This window comes from Poseidonibacter antarcticus (genome assembly GCF_003667345.1).
GTDB lineage: Bacteria > Campylobacterota > Campylobacteria > Campylobacterales > Arcobacteraceae > Poseidonibacter > Poseidonibacter antarcticus.
This window is the reverse complement of record NZ_RCWF01000014.1, coordinates 1-16,497: the sequence shown is the minus strand read 5'-3', so window position 1 is coordinate 16,497 and position 16,497 is coordinate 1. Positions and strand designations below refer to the sequence as shown.

The window sequence follows — 16,497 nt, the reverse complement described above, 5'->3', positions numbered from 1 at the left end:
ATGAAAAAAAATTTAATATTATCAACACTTATTTTAAGTATCTTTATATCAGGTTGTAGTTTTTCTCAACCATCAACTTCTAGTTTAAAAGAACAAAACTTAGAACTTAAAAAAGATAGAGATTATTTAGCAACAATAAGTAGAAAAAATGTATTACATATAATTGATGGTAAAACAGATAAATTATATAAAACTTGTAAGTTGCAAGGTGATTATATGTCAGGGGGAATAATTATTTCACCCGAAGGGACAAAAGCTTATGTATTACAAGATAATTGGGGTGCTGTTTATGGGTATGATTTAAATACTTGTGAAAATTTCTTTAAAGCAAAATTCTCACATGATAATGTAAGAGCAATGTCTCTTTATTCATTTACTTTAAGTAAAGATGGTAAAAAGTTATATACTATTTCAAATCCTACGGAAATGCAAATAGATAGATATAAAGTATTAGATCCTGTATTTAAAACTTTTAATACAGATGATGGATTAGAAGCAAAAGCTATAAATAGTTTTAAAGCTCCAAGACAAATCACTGTAATGGCAACTGCTGATGATGGTAGTATTTATGCATCTGGCGCTAATTTATATAAAATTAATCCAGAAAAAAAAGAAGTTACAATTGCTGCAAAAGCAAGACATTGGGATAGAAAAAATTATTCATCTCCTGATACTTTAGCTATGTGGCCAATTGGTAATGTATCAAATGAATTTTTACTTATGTATACAGCTGCAAAATTTCCAAATGATAAAATGAATATGGATGAAGCCCAATTTGTTTGGGGTGCAACTAGACTAGATTTAACAACGGGAGAAATTGTACAAGAAGATTTTGCTCCTTTAGAAACTGTTATGTTTACAGGAATGACTAATCCAAAAGATTCAAATATTTTATATGGAGTTTTAACTGATTTAACAAAATTTGATAGAAAAAATCAAAAAGTAATAAAAAGAGTTGATTTAGATCATACATATTATTGTATAAACTTCTCTACTGATGCTTCTAAAATTTACTTAGGTGGAACATATAATCATGTTGCTATTTATGATCCTGAAACATTAGAAAAAATAAAAACAATTGTTTTACCTGATGGTGATGTTGGAGCTGGAACTCTTCAAGTATTTAGAGTTAAATAAAAATGATAAAAAACAGAGCTTTAAATAAATTAATTGTATATATATTTAAAGAAAAAAGAACTATTATTTTTTTACTTGCTATCTCTATGATAGCAAGTGTAATTGCGATAATACAACCTTTATTAATGCAAAAATTTATTGATGATGCTTTGATATTAAAAAGTATTGATAATTTCTACTTCTATGTTACATTAATTGTTGTTGTATCAATTTGTTCAATAGTTCTTTCTGTTTTTTTACAATACAAATATACAGCCTTATCTGTAAAAATTTTATATAATCTAAGAATAGATATTTTTGAAAAAATATTTTTAAATAATAAACTTTTTTTTCAAAGAAATCGAATAGGTGATTTACTTTCAAGACTTGAAGGTGATATTAGTGAACTTCAAAGATTTGGTATTGATTCTATTTTTGCACTTTTTTCTGCAATATTAGGACTTGTTGGTGCTGTTTGTATTATGTTTTTTTATGATTCAACTTTAGCTTTTTTTGCTTTGATTTTATTTCCAATTGAATTCTTTTTGTTAAAACCAATTTATCCAAAAATGCATAATGTTACAAAAGAAGTTAGACAAAGTAGTGCAGTTATAGGAAGTTTTATAATTGAGTCTTTACGATATATCAATTTTTTGAAAAAGTTTAATAATATTGAAGATAGAAAAGAAACATTAGTTTTATTACAAGATAAAAATAAAGATAATATTCTTAAACAACAAAAAGTTCAGATAATATTTACACAAATACCAGTAATCATAAGTTTAATAGCAAGAACTGCTTTAATAGTTTATGGTGGAATAAAAGTAATAAATGGTGACATCTCAATAGGAGCATTAATTGCTTTTTTAAGTTATTTTGCAATGGTTTTATCACCTGTTCATACACTCTTAGGAATATTAAACAATATTCCAAAACTACAAGTTAGTATTAATAGATTAAATGAAATTTTACCTAATGAATCAGCTAGAAAAGAAGATATAAAACTTCCTAGAGCTTTAGATATAGAGTTTAAAAATGTTTCTTTTTCTTATGATAATAAAAATATCTTATTTGAAAATCTAAATCTCAAAATAAAACATAAAGAAAAGATAGTTTTACTTGGAAATAATGGGAGTGGGAAAAGTACATTAATTGATTTATTAACAAGTTTTATTGATGTTAATAATGGTGAGATATTATTAAATGGTGTTAATATTAAAAAAATAAAAAATGAAACTATTCAAAATAGTATTGGTTTAGTAGAACAAAATCCCGTGATTTTATCAACAACATTAAAAGAAAATCTTCTAATTGCAAAAAAAGATATAAGTGATGAGGTATTGATTAATGTATTGAAAAAAGTTGGTTTAGATTTATGGTTTAAAAGTTTAGCAAATGCATTAAATACAATACTTAGTGAAGGTGGTCAAGATTTATCAGGGGGACAAAAACAACGACTTTCAATTGCCCGACTTATTCTGAAAAACCCTTCAATTTTGGTTATGGATGAGCCTACATCTTCTTTAGATAAAGAATTTGTAAAAATAATTGATAAATTAATTGATGAAAACTTTAAAGATTCTACAAAAATTATAATCTCACATCATGATTGTTATAAAAATGCAAAATATTATAAGTTAGAAAATAAGACTATTAAAAATATTAAAAGTATAGAAAATGAATAAAGAAATTTTTGTAGCTATTTTAGACAGTGGTTGTAGTTTTGATACTTTTGACAAAGTATCTGTACAAATTGATGATAATCATAATTGCAAAATAAGTGATCAAAAAAAGATAAATTTTAATCATGGTGATGTTATTGCAAATATAATAAAAGCAGAAAATATAAATATTTATGACATACAAGTTTTTGATGAAAATCTAACAACTACACCAATTCAAGTTTTTCATGCTTTAAAATATTTGCTTGATAAAAAAGTTGATGTAATAAATCTAAGTTTAGGTTTTACAAGTAATTTTGTAGAAATAAAAGAATTATGTGAAAAGTTAATAAAAAAAGGTGTAACAATAATAGCTTCTTATCCAAGACGTTCTAATACTAATATTTATCCAGCTTCCTATGATGAAGTGATTAAAGTAACATCTGAGTTTATGGTTAAAGATGAAAAAGTTGTTGCCTTAGAAGCTGAAAAATTATTCTTTGGAGCAAATCCTTTCTCAAATAAAAAAGAAGTAACAGGTTCTAGTGTTTCAGTTGCTAAGTTTACAAGTGAATTTTGTGAATATCTAAAAAAAGGATATACAAAAAAAGAAATTTTAAATGAATTCTCACAAAGGAGAGTAAATGAACCAAAACCAAGATAAACAAATCATTATTATTGGAGCTGGAATTGCAGGATGTACAAGTGCAATTGGACTTAAAAAATTAGGATTTGATGTAACAATAATATATAAAAATAGACCCTTTATCTCTTATGAAGGTTTTAGTGAAAAAACAAAAGAAGGTTTAATCTCTCAAGAATGTATAAAGGCTTCAAAATTATTAGACAAACAATCTTTAAGAAATTCAAATTGGGCAAATTCTTCAAATCAAGTCAACTATGAATATGTTGTTTGTAGAAAAGATTTAGATGAAGCATTACTTAATGATGTAAAAGAAAAAGATATAAAAATAATCGAAGCAAAAGTTATTGGATCAATTGATGATAAGAATAATAAAGCAAAAATTATATGCAAAATAAATGAAAATAAGTTTGAATTATTAGCAGATTTTATAGTTGATGCAAGAGGAAGATTTACACCTTTTAAAGATGAATATATTTGTGGCCCTAAGAATTTTTCATTATTACAAGAATTAGAAATATCAGATATAGATGAAAATAAAACTTCAATTGATTCTGTAAAAGATGGTTGGATTTGGCAAGCTTATGTTGGAAATAAAAAAGGATATATCCAATTTTCTTGTGATGAAGATTTTGCAAATAAAGTTAATAATTTTGATGATTTATTAAAAATTTTAAATATGCAAGATAGAAGTTTTTGGTCTTTAAAAACTTCTAAACCTATTGGAAAAATAGTGAAAAGAGATTCTTATTGTAAAATTCATAAAGAGATAATAAATACAAAAATGATGCTAATAGGCGATAGTGCTTCAAGTATTGACCCACTTTCTGGAAATGGTGCTTTTCAAGCTATGAGTATGTCTAGTATCGCTCCTTTTGTTATAAATACGATTTTAAATAAAGAAGAGTATGAACAAAAAGTAGCTATGAACTTTTATAAAAGTAGGGTAGAGTTTATTTTTGATAAGTTTACAAAAGTAGGTAAGAAATTTTATTGTTTAGAAAAAAGATTTAAAAGTGATTTTTGGGATAAAAGACAAAATTGGCCAAAAGATAAGATAGTGGAACATCAAATAAAATTGCCAAGAATAGAAAAAAGAGCAGTAGTTAATAATTCATTTATTTATGAAAATAATGTTGTTATTACAAAAGATAACCCAATGGGAGTTTGGTGTTTTGGGAATATTGAAGTAGCAAATCTAGCTAAATATTGTTTAGAAGAAAAAAATGAAGAATATTTAGAGTATTTTGAGAAGTTTTGTAAAGATAAACATCTCGATGAGAAGTTTTATATTGCATTAAAAAGATGGTTTATTTCTCAAGAGATTTTAGTATAAACTACTAAAACTCTTTTAATCTTCTTCTTGTATTTCAGGTAACTTAGAAGCCATTATAATTCCAAGTAATCCAAAAATTGACAATAATAAGATTATTCCATTTAATCCAATAATTGTAGAAAGTGTTCCAATAAATCCAGTAAAAAGTAAAATCACTCCTATAATAGTATTACTAACAGCCACATAATCAGTTCTTCTATTTCCACCAGCTAAATCTACTAAATAAGTTTTTCTTCCTATTCTAATGCCTTGATAACCAACTATTAATGCAAAATATATCAAAGGCATTATCCAAATAACTGAAAAGATATTTTCAAAAAATGTAGCTAGAATAAATACCAAAAATCCTAAGATTGTAGAAATACTTGCACCTAGTATCATAGATCTTTTACTAGAAACATCTGAAAGTTTTCCCCAAACTACTGACGATAAAAAATCTGCCAAACCACCAGCTAGTATAAATAGACCTAAAAGATAAGTATTAGAGTTTGCGTGTTGTTGTGCTAATATTACAAAAAATGGTGCAGATAATACTGAACATAAAAATAATGCTCTTGAAATTACAAAATTTCTAAAATCTTTATCCGTTTTTAATAAACCAATTTTCTTTAGAGCAACGCTTATTGCATTTCCACCACCATCTGTTTCTCCATCAAATTCATTAATTTTTGAATAAACAATAGCTGCAATTATCCAAAAGAAACCAGCAATAAAAAGCAGTATCCCAAAGTTTTGAGGTGAAAATGGTTTTTCTCCTACAAGAAGAAAATATATTCCAAGACCTATTATTAAAAGTCCTGCCAAACTTCCAGAATATCCATTTAAAGCACCACGTCTAGTTTTTGGAATAGTTTTACCAAGTACATCTTTTGCAGCAACAGAACTAAGTCCACGTGCTAAACTAAAAAGTATGATTAAAGTAATGATTGCAATACCTGCATTTAACCCTTGCATATTCCAAGCTACGATTCCAATACCTATCATACTAAATGCTTGTAAAAGTGCACCAATAGACCAAATGTATTTTCTTATAGGAAGTTTTCTAACATAAGCAGCTATTAAAAGTTGAGGAAGTAGGGCACCTGATTCACGTATTGGAACTAAAAAAGCAATTAAAAAAAGAGGAACATTAAGTGCTTCCATAATCCAAGGAATAATCACTTTTGTATTTGCAACTGAATCTGCAAGTTTATTAAAAAAATAGCTAATAATAGTTAAGAAAAAGTTTCCAGGAACTACTTTACAAGCATTTTCATCAATAGCTTTACAAACTCTAGCATCTTCTTCATTCATCATTTTTTCATAAATTGATTCTGATTTTAATCTAAGTTTTTCTCTCATTTTGAGTTTCTATCTTTTTTAGTTTTTATAATATTTCTAATCATTAGTAATATGAAAAATAAAGAGATAGATATATTTATATAAAAGCCTTGCATATTCCCATCATCAAAAAAGGTATATGCAAGCCCTGCAAATATTATGGAAATTAGAAGACACATTAAAGTACTTTAAATGCTTCTTCTAAATCTAGTGTTCCCTCATAAAATGCTTTTCCTACAATAACACCTGCAATATTTCCATTTGCTTTACAGTTTGTAATATCATTAATATCTTTTACTCCACCACTTGCAATTGTATCAACACCTGATGCAAGTGCAATTGATTCCGTAAATTCTACATTCACACCACAAAGCATTCCATCTTTTGAAATATCAGTACAAATAATAGCTTTAACACCTGCATTTGCGAACTCTTTAGCTAACGTTGTAGCTTCCATTGTTGATACTTCTGCCCAACCTTCAACTGCAACCATTCCATTCATAGCATCAATTCCAACAGCAATTGGATATTTTGCAGCCATATCTTTTACAAATTGTGGATCTTTAACTGCAATTGAACCAAGTATTAATCTATCAACACCAAGTTCAATATACATTTTGATAGTTTCTTCATCTCTAATACCACCACCAAGTTCTATTTTTAGATTACAGTTTTCTCTGATTTTTCTAATTTGTTCTAAGTTAGCTGGTTCACCAGCAAATGCACCATTCAAATCAACTATATGAAGCCATTTTGAGCCTAATTCTTCAAATCTCTTAGCAACTTGCCATGGTTCATCAGAATAGATTTTTGCACTTTCCATTAGACCTTTACTTAGTCTTACTGCTTTTCCATCTTTTAGATCAATTGCTGGTAATATATCCATGTTTTCTTTTCCTCTTATATTTTTATATATTTGTAAAGTTTTTTAAAATTTTAAGTCCATTATCATGTGACTTTTCTGGATGTGGTTGGAAACCATAAATATTATCTTTATTTACTGCACTTACAAAATCATATCCATAAGTTGTTTTTCCAATTACATTTCTTTCATTGGTAACTGCATGGTATGAATGAACAAAATAAAGGTAAGGATCTTTTAGTCCTTCAAAAAGAGCATGCTCTTTATTAACAATTGTATTCCAACCCATATGGGGTATTTTAATATCTTCATGCATTTTTGTTTTATCAAATTTAATAACATGCCCATCAATCAAACCAAGACCCTCTGTATGTCCAAATTCTTGTGAACTTTCAAATAAAAGTTGCATTCCAAGACAAATACCAATCATTGGTTTTCCGCTTTTTGAAAATTCATGAATTGCATCATACATTCCAGTATCATTTAAGTGTTTCATTGCATCTTTAAATGCTCCAACACCTGGTAATATGATTCTATCAAAGTTTTTCAATTCATTTGGATCTTTAATAATCGTTGCTTTTTCATCTAACAAATGACAAGCATTATAAACACTTGCTAAGTTTCCCATATTATAATCAATAATTCCTATCACTTTAATCCCTTTTATAAAACGTGATTATACTAAAGTTTAGCATCAGCTAGGGTTAAAGAAAAGAGGACTTTATTATTTTCTTTTTCCAAGGCTTTTTTTGCTTCTAATATCGTACTTCCTGTTGTAATTAAATCATCACAAAGAATCACAGTTTGATTCTTTAATTTATTTACTTTAAATCTTCTTGGATTATTTTTTCTAAATTCTAAATCTTTACCTGCATATCTAACAATTTTTGTAGCTTTTAATACATTATATAAAGGTTTTATATTTTGTGATAATAAATGATGGGCTAATATTGCAGTATGTGAAAAATCATGTCTAGTATGGTCATCTATTGGTATTGCAATAATATTTTCTTTATAATTAAAGTTTATTGCGAATTTATGAAAAGAGATTTTTGCTAATAAATTATAAACTCTATCTCCGTGAAAGTAGTATTTTGAAGAGATTAAATCTTCTATATCACTAAAAGCATAAAATGAATAATTAAAAAAATTCTTAGAAATTTCTCTTTTATGAAAAGCAGGAGTTAATAAGTTTTTCTGGCAAGTTTTACAAATAATAGAAAAAGATAAATTATCACAAGTTAGACATTTCATAATTAATAATACTTAAAATTATTATAAATGTAAAGCTTTTGACTACAGATATTTTAGAAGATTATGATAATATACAAAAAATAAACAATTAAATTATAAAAAGGTTAGTATTGAGATATATTGTATTTTTAGGGCTTCTTATGGCAGGTTTATTCCAAGTTTTCTTTTGGCTTATTCAAGATAATCGAATATCATTGAGTCAAGATTCTTATGGAAGTATTGATTCTTTATCCTATTCTCCTTATTATGGATATAAAAAGGATTTACTCTCTGATAAACAGATTGAAGAGGATGTAAAAATGTTGTCTTTTTTTACTAAAAGGCTTAGAACTTATTCAACAGCTGATGCTGATGCAATTTTAAAAGTTATTGGAAAAAGATACGATATGACTATTGACTTAGGTATTTGGTTAAGTAGTAATTATAAAGATAACTTTAAAGAAATATCTCATGCAATTGAACTTAGTAAAGAATACCCTCATAGTATTAATAATATTATTGTTGGAAATGAAACAATTTTAAGAAAAGATTTAAACAGTACTGAATTAATTGGATATTTAAACTATATATCAAGTTCTGTTGAAAATAAGGTGACTACTGCAGAAGTATGGAAAACTTGGGATGATTACCCAGCTTTAGCAAATAATGTTGATTTTATTACAGTGCATATTTTACCTTATTGGGAAGAGGTTAAAATAGAAGATTTTAATTCTTATCTCTTAGAAAAATATTTTTATATTAAAGGGAAATTTTCACCCAAAGAAGTAGTTATTGGTGAAACAGGATGGCCAAGTAATGGATATAATAACAAAGGCTCACAACCAGGTATAAAAAATCAAGCTACAGCGATTAGAGGTTTTTTAAATGCTGCAAAGGATAATAATATTAAATATAATATTATTGAAGCTTTTGATCAACCATGGAAAGGTTATGAAGAAGGAAATGTAGGGCAATATTGGGGTATTTTTAATGAAGATAGAAAATTAAAGTTTTATATAAATGGTGATATCGAAGTAAATGAATATTGGATTTATCAAATGCTTGCGGCAATTTTAATTGGTGCATTTTTAACTCTTTATGGTCTTCGAAATCAAAGACTAAATTTATACCATGCCTTTGCATATAGTATCGCAGCACAAGGTATGGCTTTTGGTATTGTAATGGCAATTGTTTATCCATTTAATAATTATATGAATTTTGGTATGTGGGTAATGTGGAGTATGGGTACACTTTTAATGGTTCCTTTAGTTGTAATTACTTTAGCAAAAGCAAATGAATTATTTAAAAACTCTATTGGAACAGCCCCTAAAAGATTAATTCAAAATGATTTAAAATCTGATAATACTCCTTTTGTATCGATTCATGTCCCTGCATATAAAGAGCAACCACATGTTTTAGCAGAAACTTTGACAGCGTTATCAAAGCTTAAATATCCAAATTATGAAGTACTTGTTATTATAAATAATACACCTGAAGAATTTTATTGGAAACCTATTGAAAAATTATGTAAAGACTTAGGTGATAAGTTTGTTTTCTTAAATATTACATGTACAGGATTTAAAGCAGGGGCATTAAATAAGGCATTAGAATATACAAATAAGAAAACAGAAATTATTGCAGTAATTGATGCTGATTATGAAGTTGAATCACCATGGTTAACAGATTTAGTTCCCGTTTTTGATGATCCAAAAGTTGCTATTGTTCAAGCTCCTCAAGATCATAGAGATGGTGACGAATCACTAGTAAAAGCTGCAATGAATGCAGAATATGCAGGTTTCTTTGATATTGGGATGATTGATAGAAATGAAGAAAATGCTATTGTTGTACATGGAACAATGGTTCTTATAAGACTTTCTTCTATGATTGAAGTTGGTGGATGGGGAACAGATACTATTGTAGAAGATAGTGAACTAGGACTTCGTCTTTTTGAAGCAGGGTATCAAGCACATTATACAAATAGACGATATGGATATGGATTATTACCTGATACCATTGAAGCTTTTAAAACACAAAGGCATAGATGGGCATATGGTGCGATTCAAATATTAAAAAAACATTATAAAGAATTTTTTCCTTCTTCAAGAAAATTAAATAGAAGACAGAAAAATAAATTCGTCACAGGATGGTTCTTCTGGCTAAGTGATGCATTAGGTCCTGTGATGGCTGTAATGAATATTATATGGGTTCCTGTAATAATATTTGTAGGTGTTACAATTCCTACAATTGCTCTTACAATTCCTATTATCACAGCATTTTTGGTAAATATATTACATACATTTATTTTGTATAGAATAAATGTTAAAACTTCATTTAGAAATACATTTTTAAGTTCAATTGCTTCGATGAGTTTACAATTAATTATATTTAAAGCCGTATTTGATGGATTTATAAAAGATGGACTTCCTTTTAAAAGAACTGAAAAAGGTGGATCTAAAGCTACAAAAGGAAGCACAAATCCAATAAAATATGAAACAATATTTGCAGTTTTATTATTGGGTTCGTTTTTTGCATTAATCTTTACCAACGAATCTAGAATTGTAGAAATTTATGTATTTGCAGTTACACTTTTAATTCAAAGTATTCCTTATATTTCAGCTATTATTATGAGATATTTAGAATTAAAAGCTATAAGAGAAGATAAAAATTAAAAATTATCTTCTAAAAAGAAGTTTATGAAAAGCTTGTATCGAAGAATTTAAATCTTCAATACAGCCATAAATGCCTCTTGAGGAACGTTTACTTTCCCTATTGATTTCATTCTTTTTTTACCAGCTTTTTGTTTTTCTAAAAGTTTTCTCTTTCTTGTAATATCACCACCATAACATTTTGCAGTTACATTTTTCCCTGTTGATTTTACAGTTTCACGTGCAATGATATTAGAGCCAATAGATGCTTGAATAGCAACTTCAAACAGTTGTCTTGGAATTAACTCTTTTAATGCTTTAATAAACTCTCTACCTTTTGAAAGTGCTTTGTTTTCAGGAACAATAATAGAAAGTGCATCAACAACATCTCCTGCAACTTTAATATCAAGTTTTTGTAAAACACCTGGTCTAAATCCAATTGGTTCATAATCAAAAGATGCATAACCTTTTGTTGTAGATTTTAATCTATCATAAAAATCCATTACAATTTCATTCATTGGAATATCATATTCAAGTAAAACTCTTTTACCTATATAATCCATTTTATTTTGGATACCTCTTTTATCATTAAGAAGTTTTATTACATTTCCTAAAAATTCATCAGGTACTAAAATAGTAGCTTTTACATAAGGTTCAAAAATTGTATCAATATGATTTGGTTCTGGTAGTTCACTAGGATTACGAATCACAATTTTTTCACCAGTATTTGTTAATACTTCATAAATAACTGTTGGTGCAGTTGCAATTAAATCAAGGTTAAATTCTCTCTCTAATCTTTCTTTAATTACTTCCATATGAAGCATACCTAAGAAACCTGCTCTAAAACCACTTCCAAGTGCTGCTGAACTTTCAGGTTCATAAGAGATTGAAGAATCATTTAGTCTTAATTTATCTAAGGCATCTCTTAAGTCTTCAAATTTATCCGTATCAATAGGGTAAATTCCTGCAAATACAAATGGTTTAGCAGGTTCAAACCCATCAATAGCTTTAGCTGTTCTATTTTTTGCATCAGTAATTGTATCTCCAACTGCAATGATATCTACAGTTTTAATCCCAAGTACAACAATTCCAATTTCACCTGTTTTAATCTCATCAGTAGTTTGTTTTTTTAAAGGATGAGGATACATTAAAGATAATACTTGTTGTTCGTGTTCTGTATTCATCATACGTACAACTTGACCTTTTTTAATACTACCATCATATACTCGAACTAATGCTAATGCTCCAAGGTAATTATCAAACCAAGAATCATAAATAAGTGCTTTAGTAGGTGCATTTGTATCACCAACTGGAGATGGAACTCTATCTACAATAGAATCAATTAAATCTCTTACTCCAACTCCTGTTTTAGCACTTATTAGATTATGTTCTGTACAATCAAGACCAATAGCTTCTTCAACTTCTTCTAATACTCTAAGTGGATCAGCAGAAGGTAGGTCAATTTTGTTAACAACTGGTAATAATTCTAAATCATTATCCATTGCAATATATACATTTGCAATAGTTTGTGCTTCAACACCTTGTGTAGCATCTATAATTAAAAGTGCGCCATCAGATGATGCTAAAGAACGAGATACTTCATAAGAAAAGTCAACATGACCCGGTGTGTCAATTAAGTTTAGAATATAATTTTGTCCATCTTTAACATAGTCAAGTCTAACACTTTGAGCTTTAATAGTAATTCCACGCTCTTTTTCAATATCCATTGTATCCATAACTTGTGCTGACATATCTCTATCTGCTACTGAACCACATTCTTGAATAATTCTATCAGCTAGCGTAGATTTTCCATGATCGATATGTGCAATGATACTAAAGTTTCTAATATTTTCTTGCAAGGTTATTGTCCTTAATGTATATTATTTATCGCGATTATATCTAAAGTTTTGTAAGTTTATAGTTAAATTAAGAAAGTATGTTTTTTTATAGTGAGATAAAGACTTAGATAAAATATCTAAGTCTTTTTATATTTAAAAATTATTGATTAATTAAACCAATAACACGTCTGTTTTCAGCTCTTCCTTCTTCTGTAGCATTAGAAGCAATTGGTTGAGTTTCACCATAGTGAGTTGATTCTAATCTTGAAGGATCAATATCTAATTTTTCTAAATATTTAACAGCTGAGGCAGCTCTTCTTGCTGATAAATCTTCATTATATTCTTCTGTACCTACAGAATCTGTATGTCCTTCAATAAGTGCAGTCAATTTAGAGTTTTCTTTTAAAATTTTCGCAAATTCATGAAGTCTACCACTATATTTAGGTTTGATTATAGTTTTATCTGTATCAAAATTAATTTTTAAATCAATTGTTGCAACACAACCGTCTTTATTTACTTTAACACCTGGAGATGTATCTGGACATTTGTCAAGTCTATTTACTACACCATCATTATCATCATCTAGTTCACAACCATTTTCATCTACTTTAGCTCCTGGGTATGTGTTAGGACATAAATCTTTTGAGTTTAATACTCCATCATTGTCATCATCTCCATCTTCTATTTCTTCGTTAACTACAGGAACTTTTGCTACAATTTTTTCAGGATATTTTTTTCCTAAAGGCATAGCTAAACCTACTGTATACATAAAATCATTTGATTTATCATTAATTCCGAAAAGATGTCTAACATCTCCTTTTAAAGCTATTCCATAGTATGGTAAATCATATCTTAACCCAACACCATAATTTAATAAAGCTGAATCATCATTATCTTTTTTTTCTTGAGTTACATCTTGATAACCAGCTCCAACTAGACCATACGCGGCTAGTTTTTCAGTTAAAGGTAGTTTTTTTACAGCATTTATAAATACCCTATTTACATTTGTATTTCCACCACTTTTATATTCAATACTTTCACTTCTCATAATTGCAAGTTCTACTTGATCAATAAAAGATTCTTCTAAATTTTTTGCTAAAGAAATACCTCCATTTAGATAATGATCATCATCAAGGTTTGCTTGACTATCTGATAAAATTCCTGCTGCAAATGGTGTTACTTCATAATTATAGTTACTGCTTGGAGCACTTTGTGCAAACATAAAAGATACACATAACGTTGATGTTAATAATATTTTTTTCATACAACTTCCTTCTATTAAAATAATTTTATTTATTATAGCTAAATTTTTTTATTTTTTTATTAAAAGTTTTATTATGATTTAGAATTTAATTTTAGTGCGGATATAGGGATAGTAGTTAAGACTAGGATTAATCCTAGTCTTATTTAAATAAGAAATTAATTATTTAATAATTACAGCTTCAACTCTTCTATTTTGAGCTTTTCCCTCTTTAGTTTTATTACTAGCAACTGGTTTAGTTTCACCATAACCTATCGCTGTTAATCTTGAAGAATCAATATTTAATGATTTTAAAACTTCTACTGTAGAAGCTGCTCTTTTTTCAGATAAACTTTGATTATATTTAGATGTACCAACAGAATCAGTATGTGCTTCAATTCTTGCTTTTAACTTAGTGTTATTTTTCATTGCATTTGCGAAGTTTACAATTCTTTGGTGGTAATCTTTTTTTACAACTGCTGAATTAGTGTCAAAATTAATATTTAAATTAACTAATGTCATACAACCAATAGTATCAACTTCTGCACCTGAAATTGTATTAGGACATTGGTCTAATCTATTAACAACACCATCATTATCATCATCTAATTCACAACCCATTTCATTAACAACTGCACCTGCAACTGTATTAGGACATTTGTCTTTTGAATCAATAACACCATCATTATCAGAATCTTTTGGAACAACAACTGGTGCAGGAACAACAATTGGTGCTTTTGCAACTTTTCCAAATGGAACAGAGAATCCTAAGTTATATAATAAAGTATTATCTCCACTATCTGCTTCGATTAAATGTCTAACATCTAATTTTAATGCAAACTGATCTGCTATTTTATATTTGAATCCACCACCGTAGTTTCCTACAAGACCATCTTCATTATTGTTATTATTTGCAGCATCGTCAAAGAACTCAACACCAGCCCCTGCTAATGCATATAAAGACATATTTGAAGTTAATGGATAATCTTTTATAACATTTACAAAAATTCTTGTAATACCAGTATCTCTATTTATTGAATTAGTATAATCAACATCTTCAACTGTTCTAAATGCAGCAATTTCAACTTGATCAATCATCGAATCGAATTGATTAAATCCTAATGCTATACCACCATTCATATAATCTTTTTCTAATCCTAAGTTACCTTCTGAATATGCTCCACCAATCATTGGTGTAATCTCATACTTATATTCACTATTAGCTGCAAACATCATTGATGCGCAAACTACAGTTGATAAAATAATTTTTTTCATTTATTTTCCTTTTCTTTTATAACTTTATATAATAGCTAAATATTAACTATTAAGCAATAAATATTGAATTAACAGATTCATTGTTTTGTATTCTTCTTATTGTTTCACCAATAATTACAGAGGCAGTTAAAACAGTTATCTTTTTAGCATCTTTTCGTGTAGGAATTGTGTCTGAAACAATTAATTCATCTAAAACACCATTCGCAATTCTTTCATATGCAGGACCTGAAAGAACACCATGTGTACAACAAGCCATAACTGAAGTTGCTCCTCTTTTCTTTAATACTTCAGCAGCTTTTACAAGTGTTCCTGCAGTATCAACCATATCATCAACTAAAATTACATCTTTACCTTTAACATCTCCAATGATATTCATAACTTCAGATTCATTAGCTTTTTCTCTTTTTTTATCAACAATAACTAAATCATATCCTAATTTGTCTGCATATGATCTAGCACGAGCAACTCCACCAATATCTGGACTAGCAATTATTGGATTAGGTAAGTTTTTACTTTTAAGATAGTCAACAAATAATATTGAACCAAATAAGTTATCCGCAGGGATATTAAAAAAACCTTGAATTTGAGCAGCATGTAAATCTATAGTTACAACTCTAGTAATACCTGCAGCTTCTAAAAGATCTGCAACTAGTTTAGCAGTAATTGGAACTCTAGGAGCTGCTTTTCTATCTTGTCTTGCATATCCATAATATGGGATTACTGCAGAGATTGATTTTGCACTTGATCTTTTTAATGCATCTACCATAATTAGTAGTTCCATTAAATTATCATTTGTAGGAGCACATGTGGGTTGAATAATAAAAACATCTTGTCCTCTTACACTTTCCGTAATTTGAACAGACATTTCTCCATCACTAAATTTATCACATTTAGCATTTGACACTCTAATACCTAAATAACTACCAACTTTTGCTGTAAATTCAGGATTAGCTGAACCACTAAAAATTTTATACCTTGACATGAAAATTTCCTTAATTGTATGATTATTTGCGATTTTATCCAAATAGTACTTAATGAATAGATAAAATGTTTTTTTCTTTAAAATAAATACTAATGTCTAATTTATATACATTTATTTTGTATAGAATCTTTTAGTTAATGCTAAAATTTTAATGTTCTTCTAAAATTAATATGTAGCGCGTACATATTTATAATAATAAAACAAAAGGAAATTATATGAATAAAAAAATTAGTTTAGTAACATGTGGATTATTGTTAAGTACAAATATAGCATTTGCTGCAGATACAATAGATGAAGCATTTAAAACAGGAACAGTATCAGGATCTTTAACAGCATATGCTTTAGA

14 protein-coding genes are annotated in these 16,497 nt (G+C 27.9%); 5 read left to right on the top strand and 9 right to left on the bottom strand.

Features of this window, described 5'->3' with window-relative positions:
* From peaD to qhpG, 4 genes are read left to right on the top strand one after another with little or no spacing between them, the layout of a single operon-like run.
* Positions 1-1,137 (top strand): quinohemoprotein amine dehydrogenase subunit beta, encoded by a 1,137-nt coding sequence (peaD, locus tag D9T19_RS12805; RefSeq protein WP_121628640.1) that lies wholly within the window; start codon positions 1-3, stop codon positions 1,135-1,137.
* Positions 1,138-1,139: 2 nt separating this feature from the next.
* A complete protein-coding gene (locus D9T19_RS12800; protein WP_121628639.1) occupies positions 1,140-2,801 on the top strand; it encodes an ABC transporter ATP-binding protein in 1,662 nt (553 codons plus the stop codon).
* Positions 2,794-3,441 (top strand): subtilisin-like serine protease QhpE, encoded by a 648-nt coding sequence (gene qhpE / locus D9T19_RS12795; RefSeq protein ID WP_121628638.1) that lies wholly within the window; start codon positions 2,794-2,796, stop codon positions 3,439-3,441. The genes D9T19_RS12800 and qhpE overlap by 8 nt, the downstream gene beginning before the upstream one ends.
* The gene (gene qhpG / locus D9T19_RS12790; protein ID WP_121628637.1) at positions 3,422-4,756 is read left to right on the top strand and encodes a flavin-dependent monooxygenase QhpG; all 1,335 of its coding nucleotides are present in this window, start codon (positions 3,422-3,424) and stop codon (positions 4,754-4,756) included. Before qhpE ends, qhpG begins: the two co-directional genes overlap by 20 nt.
* Before the next feature lie 15 nt (positions 4,757-4,771).
* Here qhpG and D9T19_RS12785 read toward each other — a convergent pair whose 3' ends face one another.
* Genes D9T19_RS12785 through D9T19_RS12770 form a run of 5 tightly spaced genes read right to left on the bottom strand, consistent with a single transcriptional unit; the run spans position 4,772 to position 8,192 of the window.
* Complete coding sequence (locus D9T19_RS12785) at positions 4,772-6,097, bottom strand: MFS transporter (protein ID WP_121628636.1); 1,326 nt, start codon at positions 6,095-6,097, stop codon at positions 4,772-4,774.
* Positions 6,094-6,255: a protein YpmT gene (ypmT, locus tag D9T19_RS14860; RefSeq protein WP_369122573.1), complete on the bottom strand. Its 162-nt coding sequence runs from the start codon at positions 6,253-6,255 to the stop codon at positions 6,094-6,096. The genes D9T19_RS12785 and ypmT overlap by 4 nt, the downstream gene beginning before the upstream one ends.
* The gene (gene hisA, locus D9T19_RS12780) at positions 6,255-6,962 is read right to left on the bottom strand and encodes a 1-(5-phosphoribosyl)-5-[(5-phosphoribosylamino)methylideneamino]imidazole-4-carboxamide isomerase (protein WP_121628635.1); all 708 of its coding nucleotides are present in this window, start codon (positions 6,960-6,962) and stop codon (positions 6,255-6,257) included. Before hisA ends, ypmT begins: the two co-directional genes overlap by 1 nt.
* A gap of 22 nt (positions 6,963-6,984) precedes the next feature.
* Complete coding sequence (hisH, locus tag D9T19_RS12775) at positions 6,985-7,590, bottom strand: imidazole glycerol phosphate synthase subunit HisH (RefSeq protein WP_121628634.1); 606 nt, start codon at positions 7,588-7,590, stop codon at positions 6,985-6,987.
* A 29-nt stretch (positions 7,591-7,619) separates the two neighbouring features.
* Positions 7,620-8,192 (bottom strand): ComF family protein, encoded by a 573-nt coding sequence (locus D9T19_RS12770; RefSeq protein WP_121628633.1) that lies wholly within the window; start codon positions 8,190-8,192, stop codon positions 7,620-7,622.
* 110 nt (positions 8,193-8,302) lie between these two features.
* Between D9T19_RS12770 and D9T19_RS12765 the strand changes: the two genes are divergently transcribed.
* On the top strand, positions 8,303-10,840 hold the full coding sequence (locus D9T19_RS12765) for a glycosyltransferase family 2 protein (protein WP_121628632.1): 2,538 nt from the start codon (positions 8,303-8,305) through the stop codon (positions 10,838-10,840).
* Between the two features lie 47 nt (positions 10,841-10,887).
* On the opposite strand, the gene lepA is transcribed toward D9T19_RS12765, so the two are convergent.
* From lepA to D9T19_RS12745, 4 genes are all read right to left on the bottom strand, one after another.
* On the bottom strand, positions 10,888-12,675 hold the full coding sequence (gene lepA, locus D9T19_RS12760; RefSeq protein ID WP_121628631.1) for a translation elongation factor 4: 1,788 nt from the start codon (positions 12,673-12,675) through the stop codon (positions 10,888-10,890).
* Between the two features lie 139 nt (positions 12,676-12,814).
* The gene (locus D9T19_RS12755; RefSeq protein ID WP_121628630.1) at positions 12,815-13,918 is read right to left on the bottom strand and encodes an OmpA family protein; all 1,104 of its coding nucleotides are present in this window, start codon (positions 13,916-13,918) and stop codon (positions 12,815-12,817) included.
* Between the two features lie 159 nt (positions 13,919-14,077).
* Complete coding sequence (locus tag D9T19_RS12750) at positions 14,078-15,169, bottom strand: OmpA family protein (protein WP_121628629.1); 1,092 nt, start codon at positions 15,167-15,169, stop codon at positions 14,078-14,080.
* A gap of 49 nt (positions 15,170-15,218) precedes the next feature.
* On the bottom strand, positions 15,219-16,151 hold the full coding sequence (locus tag D9T19_RS12745) for a ribose-phosphate pyrophosphokinase (RefSeq protein ID WP_121628628.1): 933 nt from the start codon (positions 16,149-16,151) through the stop codon (positions 15,219-15,221).
* Positions 16,152-16,497 lie beyond the last annotated feature (346 nt).